The following is an 11,165-nucleotide window of genomic DNA, read 5'->3' as shown; positions in this document are numbered from 1 at the left end:
CGGCGCTATCGGTTCTGGGGGAAGCCCAGGTTGATGCCGCCGTGGCTCGGGTCGAGCCAGCGGCTGGTGATCGCCTTGCCGCGGGTGAAGAAGTGCACGCCCTCTGCGCCGTGGGCCTTGGTGTCGCCGAAGAGCGAGTTCTTCCAGCCGCCGAACGAGAAGTACGCGACCGGGACCGGGATCGGCACGTTGATGCCGATCATGCCGACCTCGATCTCGTTCTGGAACCGGCGCGCGGCCCCGCCGTCGTTGGTGAAGATCGCGGTGCCGTTGCCGAAGGCGCCGGCGTTGATCAGCGCCACACCCTCCTCGTAGGTGCTGACCCGGACGATGCCGAGAACCGGGCCGAAGATCTCCTCGGTGTACACCTTCGAACTGACAGGGAGGTGGTCGATCAGGGTCGGGCCGAGCCAGAAACCGTTCTTGTCTCCGTCGACCTCGACGCCGCGACCGTCCACGACGATCGTCGCGCCGTCATCCGCTGCGATCCCGATATAGCTTGCGACCTTGTCGCGGTGAACTTCCGTGATGAGCGGGCCCATGTCGCAGGAGCGACGCCCGTCACCGACCGTCAGGGCCGTCATCCGGGAAACGATCTTCCCGACCAGCTCGTGGGCGACCGGCTCAACCGCGACGACGACGCTGATGGCCATGCACCGTTCCCCCGCACTGCCGAAGCCGGCATTGACCGCCGAGTCCGCGACGAGGTCGAGGTCGGCGTCCGGGAGCACGAGCATGTGGTTCTTCGCGCCACCGAGTGCCTGCACCCGTTTGCCGTGCCGGGTGCCGGTCTCATAGACGTAGCGGGCGATCGGGGTCGATCCCACGAAGGAGATCGCCTTGACGTCGGGGTGTGTCAGCAGCCCGTCAACGGCCACCTTGTCTCCGTGCAGGACCGTGAAGACCCCGTCGGGAAGACCGGACTCCTTCAGCAGCCTGGCGAGCCAGATGGCGGCGCTCGGGTCCTTCTCGCTCGGCTTGAGGATCACCGTGTTGCCGGCCGCAAGGGCGATCGGGAAGAACCACATCGGCACCATGGCCGGGAAGTTGAACGGGCTGATGACACCTACGACGCCGAGGGCCTGGCGGGTCGAGTACACGTCGACGCCGGTGGCGACGTTCTCGGAGTATTCGCCTTTGAGCAGGTGCGGGATGCCGCAGGCGAATTCGACGACCTCGAGCCCCCGCGTGATCTCGCCGAGGGCGTCGGAGATCACCTTGCCGTGTTCACTCGTGAGGATCTCGGCCAGCTCACCCTTGCGGGCGTTGAGCAGTTCGCGAAACGTGAAGATGATCGATTGCCGCTTGGCGATCGACAGGTCGCGCCAGGCCGGGAACGCGGCCTTGGCGGATGCGACGGCGGCATCGATCTCGCCGGCGTCGGCGAGGGGGACGTCTTTCGTGATGGTGCCGAGGGCCGGGTCGAAAACCGGAGAAGTACGGCCGGACACCCCGGCGCGCTCGGCGCCATCGATCCAGTGCGGGACAACGGGTACTTCGCTCATGGCACTCATCTCTCTCGGACAACGACGTCGGGGAACGCGTCGATTCTGACACAACCCGCCGCAATCCACGGGTTCAGGCAGGCCCTAGGCTGGAGCGGTGCAATTCTCCCTCTGGCTGGCCCTCGTGGGTGCGGGTGCGCTGATCAGCTTCACGCCCGGTGCTGGGGCGATCAACACCATGAGCAATGCCCTCAATTCCGGGTTCCGCCGCTCCATCTGGGGCATCCTCGGCCAACAGGCTGCACTGGTCGTGCACATCACAATCGTTGCCCTCGGCGTGGGGCTGCTCGTCGCCAATTCGCCCGTCGCATTCAACATCATCCGCTATGCGGGTGCCGCGTACCTCGTCTACCTGGGCATTCGGCAGTTCCTCGCGAAGCCGAGCCTGGACGCCGAGAGCGCCCAGGTTCTCCGTGACGAGCCCCGCTGGTCGATGTTCCGTCGCGGCCTGTGGGTGAACCTGCTCAATCCGAAGGCGATCGTCTTCTTTCTGGCCTTCCTCCCCCAGTTCATCCGGCTCGATCGCCCCGCGCTCCCGCAGTACCTGATCGCGGCAGCCACGGTGATCGTGATCGACGTGCTGGTGATGTGGCTCTTCTTCGCGGGAACGGCGCGGTCATTTCAGCGCTTCACCAGGGATGCACGGGGCCAGCGGGTGCTGAACCGCATCTTCGGAGTACTCTTCGTCGGCGTCGGTATTCTGCTCGCTGCGATCCACTGACCGATCACCGGCGGCCTACCCGGGTAGGTCTCACTCTTGAGTGAGCCGGATGGTCAGGAAGACGCTGATGGGGTCCACGGTGTACGCGGCGAACGGCGGACATTCGACGAAGCCACTGCGCAGGTAGAGCCGCCTGGCCGGGGCGAAAAAGTCCTGGGTCCCGGTCTCCAGGCTGACGCGCCCGATGCCCCGGTGGCGCGCGTCGTCGAGGATGTGCGAGAGGAGCCCGGCGGCCACTCCGCGGCCGCGCGCCTCCTGCGTTGTGCGCATGGACTTGAGCTCGGCGTGATCAGCGCTCAGTTCCTTCAGAGCGCCACAGCCGACGAGCGTGCGGCCCTCCCGCGCGGTCCAGAACCGGATCTCCGGCCCTGACAGGGCTTCGAGGTCGAGGGCGTGGACGCTCTCGGCCGGCGAGGAGGCGAACATATCCGCAAGGTGCTCGTCGAGCAACCGATGGACGTCCGGACGCGCAGGATCGTCCCTGTCGATGGTGAGCATTCAGGCATTCCCGGTCTCGGCGTAGGACAGGGGCCGGGTCGTGGGGCAGGTCATCCACCGAGAGTACCGGGTGCGGGCAATAAAAAAGCCCCCGGAACCTTGCGGTTCCGGGGGCATCTGTTGCGGGGGCAGGATTTGAACCTACGACCTCTGGGTTATGAGCCCAGCGAGCTACCGAACTGCTCCACCCCGCGCTACAAGAAGTAGCCTATCACAGCCTTGAGGCCCAGTCGAACCACGCGGCGCCGTGCATGCTGCGCGGGTCCCGTGCCGGCGCTCGTGCGTTGTGCCACACGCACGGACGGCCGGCTCCCGGAAGGGAGTCGGCCGTCGGTACCATGGATGCTGCCCGCGGCGGGTGCTGCCGCCTGCTACTGGCCCAGCAGGGCGAGCATGCTCGCGACGGTGTCGGAGAGCTTCTTGTCCGCCACACCGTAAGCCGCGAAGTCGCCGGCGGTGAGTGCCGCCTGCTTGTCCGCAATCGCCTGCTTGGCGACGGCCAGGAGCGCCTGGAGCTGGGCATCCGTTGCCGGGTTGCCCGTCGTCGTCGAGGGTGTGGTCGTGCCCCCGGTCGTCGGCGTCGTCGCTCCGGTCGTCGGCACCGAAGTATCACCGGCCTGCGCACCCGAACTGCCGCCGAAGAGCACGTCGAGCGCCTTGTTCAGGGTGTCCTCGAAGGCGATCTGGTCACCGAAGGCCACGAGAACCTTCTGCAGAAGCGGGTAGCTGGTCTCACCCGTCGACTGCACATAGACCGGCTGCACGTACAGCAGCCCGCCACCGACGGGCAGCGTCAGCAGGTTGCCGTTGAGCACCTTCGACTGGCCCTGCTTCAACAGATTGAGCTGGGTCGAGACCGTCGGGTCGGCGTTGAACTTCGCCTGTACCTGGCCGGGGCCCGGCACCGTGTTCGCCTTCGGCAGGGTGAGCAGGCGGAGCTTTCCGTATTCCGCCGATCTGACTCCGTCGGTCGCGCCGGCATCCGAGTCGACCGCGAGGTACCCGGTGAGCACGTTCCGGCTCGTGGTACCCGTCGCGTCGGGGATGAAGGTCGAGTACAGGGTGAAGGCCGGTTTCTCCGAACCGGGCACCTGCATCGTGAGGTAGTACGGGGGCTGCAGAGTCGTGTTCGTCGACGGCGACACCGGGTCGTTCGGCGTCGTCCACGCGTCGTCGTGCGAGTAGAACGAGCCGGGGTCGGTCACGTGGTACTGGCTCAGGATGTGGCGCTGCACCTTGAAGAGGTCGGCCGGGTACCGGACGTGACTCATCAGCTGACCGCTCATATCGCTCATGGGCTTGACCGTGGACGGGAAGATCTTCTGCCACGTCTTCAGGATCGGGTCCGTGGTGTCCCACGCGTAGAGGGTGACCGAGCCGTCATAGGCGTCGACCGTTGCCTTGACCGAGTTGCGCATGTAGTTGATCTTGTCGAGCGCGAACGGTTGCGCGGGCGTCTCGGTGTCCGTGATGGCGTCGCTCAGGCCGACCGGTGTCGAGTACGGGTAGTCCGCGCTCGTCGTGTAGCCGTCGACGATCCACTTGACCCGGCCGTCAACGACCGAGGGGTACGCGGAGGAGTCGAGGGTCAGGTACGGAGCGACTTTCTGCACGCGCGTGACGGGGTCGCGGTCGTAGAGAATCTGGGACTGGTCGTTCACCGCGTTGGCGAGGAAGATCTGTTCGGACTGAAACTTGAGCGCGTAGATGAGCTTGTTGAACGCGTTGTCGAGCTTCGGACCGCCGTTGCCGGTGAAGGTCGTATACGTCTGCTGGGCGCCATCGGTGCCAGACGGATAGTCGAGCTCGACGGGCTTGCTGTCCGCCGCGGCTCCGACGATCGAGTATGGCGGCGAGTTCTCACCGAAGTAGATCCGCGGCTCGTAGGTTCCGAGCGATCCGGTCGTCGGGATGCCGGACTCGAGGAACACGGGCTGGCCGTCTGCCGAGCGCTGGTTGCCGTATGCCGCGACGACCCCGTACCCGTGGGTATAGACGATCGTCGAGTTCACCCAGGTGTTGCCGGCGTTGAGCCCGGACAGCTTGAGGTCACGGACGGCGACGACGGTGTCCTGGGACTTGCCGTCGATCGTGTACCGGTCCACGTCGAGGTTCTTCGGGAACTGGTAGTACTGCTTGAACTGTTCCAGCTGCGAGAAGGCATCACTCACGAGGGCCGGGTCGAGGATCCGGATGTTGGCGGTCGTCGTCGCATCCGCCCGGAGTGCCCCGGGCTCTGCCGTCGTGGTCGCGTTGTACGGGACCTCCGTGACACCCGAGAGGTCGTATGCGCTCCGAGTGAGGTCGATGTTCCGTTGGATGTATTCGGCCTCGAGGGACTTCGCGCTCGGGTCGACCTGGAAACGCTGCACGACCCACGGGTAGAGGGAGCCGAGCAGCAGGCTCGTCACGATGAGGAGAGCCGTGCCGATGACGGGGAGGCGCCAGCGACCGAAGATCGCCGTGACAAGGAAGAGGATGGCGATGACGGCGGCAATGCCGGCGAGGATCGCCCGTCCGGGGATGGTGGCGTGGGTGTCGGTGTAGCCGGCGCCGGTGATCAGGTCGTTCGTGCTGGTGAGCGTCGAATACTGGTCGAGCCAGATGCTGAGCGCCTGAAGGACCAGGTAGAGGCTCGCCGTGACGGCGATCTGGACGCGAGCGGCCTTCGACACGAGGATTTCGCGGCCGCTGACCCGGATCGACCCGTACAGGTAGGTGGTCGCGATCGCGACGATGGCCGAGATGAGGACGACGGCGGATGCGAAGCCGAGGAATGCCTGGAAGAAGGGCAGGTCGAACAGGTAGAACGACACGTCGAGGTGGAACTGCGGATCGGTGGTGCCGGTGTCGGTGCGGTTCAGCCACATCAGCACGACCTGCCAGCGGGTGGCGGCGGCGACGCCGGCGAAAAGGCCGAGCAGAGCGGGGATGCCGTACATGGCGAGGCGGCGAAGCGGCTCGATGACCTGCTGGTAGCGGTCGAGCTGCGAGTTAAGCTTCGCGTAGACGGGACGCATCCGGTACGCGATCTCGATGCTGACGAAGACCGGGATCGCCATCGCGAGGAAGCCCACGAAGAAGAGAGCGGCCCCTGCCGCCCACTGGGTGGTCAGTACGCTCAGGAAGCCTAGCTGGTTGAACCAGAGCACATCGGCGTACAGGCCGGCGAACACAAAGAACAGGATCACCAGCCCCGCGATGATGGCGGCCGTAATGGCGAGGGGGGCACGACTCCTGCGAGGAGCGTTTCCGGTGGATTGTGACGTCACGAATGGGCCTCTTGGTCTGTAAATCGGCGGTCAGGCCTCATTCTAGACAGGGGTTCTGGGAGCAGGCCTGCCAGCCGGCCCCAAGCCGGCTCAGAGTTCCCTGCAAGGCTACTGGGGTATCCCCCGTTATTGCACGGGGCAGTGCGGGAGTGCGCTCGTGTCCGCCCCGGTCTTGATGACGTCCAGCGCGGTGAGTGCCTGGTCGAGGGTCGTGACAGAGAAGACCGTGAGACCGTCCGGGATGTGCCCGGTAACCTCGTCGCAGTCGTCCGCGGGGGCGAGGAACCAGTCTGCTCCGGCGCTCCGGGCGCCTGCGAGTTTCTGGCGGATGCCGCCGATCGGGCCGACCGTGCCCGTCTGATCGATCGTGCCGGTGCCCGCGACGTTCTCGCCGCCCTGAAGGAGCCCGGGGGTGAGCTTGTCGATGATGCCGAGCGCGAACATCATGCCGGCGCTCGGGCCGCCGACCTGGTCGAGCTGGATGGTGACCGTGAACGGGAACTGATACTCGGTCTTCACGTTGATCCCGATGATCGCGGAACCGTCCGAGTCGACGGGGGTGACCGTGAGGTCCTGCGCGACGCCGCCGCGCACGATGCCGACGGTGGCCGGAACGCCGGCGCCGTTCGCCGTGAGCGCGGCACGGAGGGAGGCGATGTCGGTGATGGGGGCGCCGTTGACGGTGGTGATCTGGTCGTCCGCCTTGAGGACGCCCGTCGCCGGCGAACCGTCGGGTAGCGAAACCACCGAGACGATCGTCGGGTAGGTGTAGCCGAGGTTCGTCAGGGCGGCGGCGATCGCATCCTGCTGGGAGTTGACCATTTGCGCGGTATTCTCCTCATCGCGCTGCTGCGTCGTGGTGTTCGAGGGGAACGCCGCCTCGATCGGGATGACGGCCTGGCTGGAGTCCAGCCACGCTCCAGCGACCTTGAGCCAGCTCGGGCGGTTGTCCGGGTTGCCGACGAGGGACACCGTGAGCATGTCCAGCGTTCCGTCGGTCGGGAAGGTCTCCGTGCCGTCGATGGTGATCAGGGGCCGGTCCGCACCGTCCTCAGAGATGGTGGAGCCGATGGTGTTGTACACGGGTCCCGGCTTCTCGATCACGTACGGGGCCGGGGTGACGCCGAGGATGATGCCGCAGGCCAGGGCGATGCTGAGCACGATCCAACCGGCCTTGCTTGCGCGCCGGGAGCGCGGCGATCGCTCTTCCCAGGTGGTGCCGGAGTCGGATGGCGTCGGGTCGTCGGTGAAGAGGGCCACCGGGCTCCTTCCAGGTTATGCCGGGCGTTCGCGGCAAGCGGACAGCAGACCTCTCAGCGTAGGTCATTTCCCAGTTCGGGCCGGGCGTCTCGGACTAGCGTAGAAGCAAGCGACTGAGAGGTGCCTGAAGTGCCCGACGACTCCCGACCCGACGAGGGTCCCAACCCGGAAGACGAATTCCGGGACATGTTGCGCGACATCCTGTCGGGCAAGTCCTCCATCGATCCGAGCCAGCTCGCCGGAGCCGCCGGCCTGCCGGCTGACCCGGCCAGCATCAACGCTCTCATGCAGCAGTTGCAGGGCGCCCTCCGCGGCAACGGCGAGGGCGGCATTAGCTGGGACGCAGCTCTCACGCAGGGCCAGACCAAGGCGGCCGAGAGCCAGGTTTCAGTGACCCCCGCCGAGCACGCCGCCCTCGACCAGGCGTTCCACATTGCTGCGCTCTGGCTCGACGAGGTGACCGACATCGCCGAACTCACGGTGGTCCCGCGCCTTCTCACCCGCAAGGAGTGGGTCACGGAATCCATGCCGGTCTGGACCCAGTTGGCGGAGCCGGTCGCGAACAGCATCTCCGATTCCCTGACCAAGGTCCTCACCGACCAGGCGCCGGAAGAGCTCAAGGGCATGATGGCCGGCGCCAGCAAGATGATGCGCAGCATCGGAGGCACCCTCTTCGCTATGCAGCTCGGCCAGGTCGTCGGCCAGCTCGCGAGCGAGGTCGTCTCGGGAGGAGACATCGGTATCCCGCTCATGACCGACCAGCAGGCCGCCCTCGTGCCGCAGAACGTCGCGGCCTTCGGCGAGGACCTCGATGTGCCGATCGACCAGGTTCAGATCTACCTGGCCGTGCGGGAACTCGCCCACGCCCGGCTGTTCCGGCATTCGCGCTGGCTGCGCCTGCGGCTGATCAGCTCGATCACCGACTTCGCCCACGACATCAGCATCGACTCAGGGCGTCTCGAAGAACTCGCTGAGGGCTTCGACCCGTCCAACCCCGAGGAACTGCGGCAGGCGATCCTGAACGGATCACTGATCCCGCCGAAGTCGGAGACCCAGCTCGCCGCCCTCGCGAGGCTCGAGACGATGCTCGCGCTCGTCGAAGGCTGGGTCGACGTCGTGACCGTCCGGGCCACGAGCCGGCTCCCCCGCGCCGATGCCATCAACGAGACCGTGAAGCGCCGTCGCGCCTCGGGTGGTCCGGCCGAGTCCGCGTTCTCGACCCTCGTCGGGCTCGAGCTGCGTCCGCACCGGCTGCGCGAGGCTGCCGCGATGTGGCAGGCCGTGACGGATGCCGTCGGCAACGACGGTCGTGACGCACTGTGGGCGCACCCTGACCTTCTGCCAACGTCAGCGGACCTCGACGACCCGAAGGCGCTCGTCGCGCGGCTGACGAGCACGGCCGCGAGCGTCGCGGCGGGCACGGAACCCGAACTCGACGAGGTCGACCAGGCACTCGAAGACCTGCTGCGCGAGGACGGCCCCGACCGCCCCCACGAGGAGTAGCCCCCGGCTAAAGCAGGCCCTTGGTGTGCCAGACGGTCTTCGTCTCCGTGAAGGCGAGGATCCGGGCGAGGGAGGGCGCCGCGGCATCCGCCCCGAATGCGGGCTGGAGCACCCGGGTGAGGGTTTCGGCCGCGTCGATCTCGAGGTGCACCCAGTCGAGGTCGCCGGCACCGACGAGGTCGATCGCGTTGACGTCGCCGTGGCTCGCGAGCCACGGCGCCATCTCGGCCGGTGACCCGGTGAGGATGTTGACGACGCCGCCGGGGACGTCGCTCGTGGCGAGCACCTCGCCGAGAGTGATCGCCGAGAGCGGCCGGGTCTCGTCGGCGACGACCACGACCGTGTTGCCTGCGACGAGGGCGGGGGCGACGGCGCTCACGAGACCGAGCAGTGACCCGCCGGACTGCGGGGCGATGATCGCGACGACACCGGTCGGCTCTGGCACGGAAATGTTGAAGTACGGCCCGGAAACCGGGTTCGCATTGCCGGCGACCTGCGCGTACTTGTCTGCCCAGCCGGCGTACCAGACCCACCGGTCGACGGCCTCGTCGACCTGCCGGCCCGCGGCCGACGCGGACACACCCTCTGACTGCACGATCTCCTCGACGAACTGGGCGCGACGGCCCTCGAGCAGCTCGGCGATGCGGTAGAGCACCTGGCCGCGGTTGTACGGGGTGGCGCGCGACCACCCCGCGAATGCGGAGCGTGCCGCGACCACGGCATCCCTGGCGTCCTTGCGGGATGCCTGCGCCGCGTTCGCGAGGAAGTCGCCGCTCGGCGTCGCCACGGCATAGACGCGACCGGATTCGCTGCGCGGGAACTTCCCGCCGATGTAGAGCTTGTAGGTCTTGGGGACGGCGAGGCGGGTCACTTGGCGGCCTTCTTTCGTGCGGCGGACGGCTTGGCGGCATGATCGGCTTCCACGGCCACGGCGTGACGGGCGGCGGCGATTGCGGCGCTGCCCGCCGACTGGAGGTAGGCGGTGAGGCCGTGGCGGCCGCCTTCTCGGCCGTAGCCCGACTCCTTGTAGCCGCCGAACGGACTCGCGGGGTCGAACCGGTTGAAGGTGTTCGCCCAGATCACGCCGGCACGGAGCCGGTCGGCGACGGCGAGGACGCGGCTGCCCTTGTCGCTCCAGATCCCGGCGGAGAGACCGTACGGCGTGTTGTTCGCCTTCGTGATCGCCTCCTCTGGAGTGCGGAACGTGAGCACGGAAAGCACGGGGCCGAAGACCTCGTCGCGGGCGATGCGGTGGCTCGTCGACACATTGGTGAAGATGGTCGGCCGGAACCAGAACCCGTTCTCGGGCAGGTCGCAGTCGGGGCTCCAGCGTTCGGCGCCTTCGTCCTCGCCGATGGCGGACAGTTCGGTGATGCGCTTCAGCTGGTCGGCACTGTTGATCGCGCCGATGTCGGTGTTCTTGTCGAGCGGATCACCGAGGCGCAGCGTCGAGAGGCGCTGCTTGAGCCGGTCGACGACCTCGTCGTGGATGCTCTCCTGGACGAGCAGGCGGCTGCCCGCGCAGCAGACGTGGCCCTGGTTGAAGAAGATCCCGTTGACGATGCCCTCGATGGCCTGGTCGATCGGGGCGTCGTCGAAGACGATGTTCGCCGCCTTGCCGCCCAGTTCGAGGATTATTTTCTTGTCGGTCCCTGCGATGGCGCGGGCGACGGCCCGGCCGGCCCCTGTCGAGCCGGTGAAGGCGACGAGGTTGATGTCGGAGTGGCCGACAAGCGCCTGCCCGGTCTCGCGGCCCCCGGTGACGATGTTCACGACGCCGGCAGGCAACTCGGCCTGCTGGAGGATCTCGGCGAAGAGGAGCGCAGTGAGCGAGGTGGTCTCCGCCGGCTTGAGGACGACGGTATTGCCCGCGGCGAGGGCCGGGGCGATCTTCCACGCGAGCATGAGCAGCGGGAAGTTCCACGGGATGACCTGGGCGGCGACGCCCCGCGCGGCGGGGTTGACGCCGAGGCCGGCGTGGTCGAGCTTGTCCGCCCAGCCGGCGTAGTAGAAGAACCAGGCGGCGACGAGGGGAATGTCGACGTCCCGGCTTTCGGTGATCGGCTTGCCGTTGTCCAGGGTCTCTGCGACGGCGAGCTCACGGGCGCGCTCCTGCACGAGACGGGCGATCCGGAACAGGTACTTGCCGCGGTCGCTGCCAGAAAGGTTCGACCAGCGCCGTTCGTATGCACGACGGGCCGCGGCGACCGCGGCGTCGACATCCACCGCGTCGGCGTGTGCGATCATGGCGAGCTGCTTCTCGGTCGCGGGGTTGATGGTCTGGAAGGGCTCGCCGCGGCCGGCGACGAATTCGCCGTCGATGAAGAGTCCGTATTCGGGGTGGAGGTGCAGCAACGCCTGGGACTCCGGCGCGGGAGCGTAGTCAAGAAAGCTCATCGTGGTTCC

Annotated in this window: 8 protein-coding genes and 1 tRNA gene; 2 read left to right on the top strand and 7 right to left on the bottom strand. The window is 67.2% G+C overall.

Annotated elements, in window-relative coordinates; genetic code table 11:
- Nucleotides 1–5 precede the first annotated feature (5 nt).
- Nucleotides 6–1,514, bottom strand: coding sequence for a CoA-acylating methylmalonate-semialdehyde dehydrogenase (locus RCH22_RS01565; RefSeq protein ID WP_327012569.1), 1,509 nt, complete (start codon nt 1,512–1,514; stop codon nt 6–8).
- Between the two features lie 88 nt (nt 1,515–1,602).
- Between RCH22_RS01565 and RCH22_RS01560 the strand changes: the two genes are divergently transcribed.
- Entirely contained in the window at nt 1,603–2,226 is a 624-nt protein-coding gene (locus RCH22_RS01560) for a LysE family transporter (RefSeq protein WP_327012568.1), read from the top strand.
- A 30-nt stretch (nt 2,227–2,256) separates the two neighbouring features.
- Here RCH22_RS01560 and RCH22_RS01555 read toward each other — a convergent pair whose 3' ends face one another.
- From RCH22_RS01555 to RCH22_RS01540, 4 genes are all read right to left on the bottom strand, one after another.
- Nucleotides 2,257–2,724, bottom strand: a complete 468-nt coding sequence (locus tag RCH22_RS01555; RefSeq protein WP_327012567.1) for a GNAT family N-acetyltransferase — start codon at nt 2,722–2,724, stop codon at nt 2,257–2,259.
- Between the two features lie 120 nt (nt 2,725–2,844).
- A tRNA-Met gene (locus RCH22_RS01550) sits at nt 2,845–2,918 on the bottom strand.
- A gap of 177 nt (nt 2,919–3,095) precedes the next feature.
- Nucleotides 3,096–5,996 (bottom strand): UPF0182 family protein, encoded by a 2,901-nt coding sequence (locus RCH22_RS01545; protein ID WP_327012566.1) that lies wholly within the window; start codon nt 5,994–5,996, stop codon nt 3,096–3,098.
- Nucleotides 5,997–6,122: 126 nt separating this feature from the next.
- Nucleotides 6,123–7,256, bottom strand: a complete 1,134-nt coding sequence (locus tag RCH22_RS01540; RefSeq protein ID WP_327012565.1) for a S16 family serine protease — start codon at nt 7,254–7,256, stop codon at nt 6,123–6,125.
- Nucleotides 7,257–7,442: 186 nt separating this feature from the next.
- Between RCH22_RS01540 and RCH22_RS01535 the strand changes: the two genes are divergently transcribed.
- Nucleotides 7,443–8,759 (top strand): zinc-dependent metalloprotease, encoded by a 1,317-nt coding sequence (locus RCH22_RS01535; protein ID WP_327015429.1) that lies wholly within the window; start codon nt 7,443–7,445, stop codon nt 8,757–8,759.
- A gap of 7 nt (nt 8,760–8,766) precedes the next feature.
- Here RCH22_RS01535 and RCH22_RS01530 read toward each other — a convergent pair whose 3' ends face one another.
- Nucleotides 8,767–9,630, bottom strand: coding sequence for an aldehyde dehydrogenase family protein (locus tag RCH22_RS01530; protein WP_327012564.1), 864 nt, complete (start codon nt 9,628–9,630; stop codon nt 8,767–8,769).
- On the bottom strand, nt 9,627–11,156 hold the full coding sequence (locus RCH22_RS01525; protein ID WP_327012563.1) for an aldehyde dehydrogenase family protein: 1,530 nt from the start codon (nt 11,154–11,156) through the stop codon (nt 9,627–9,629). Before RCH22_RS01525 ends, RCH22_RS01530 begins: the two co-directional genes overlap by 4 nt.
- Nucleotides 11,157–11,165 lie beyond the last annotated feature (9 nt).

The organism is Cryobacterium sp. GrIS_2_6, from assembly GCF_035984545.1.
GTDB lineage: Bacteria > Actinomycetota > Actinomycetes > Actinomycetales > Microbacteriaceae > Cryobacterium.
This window is presented reverse-complemented; position numbering and strand designations above follow the sequence as displayed.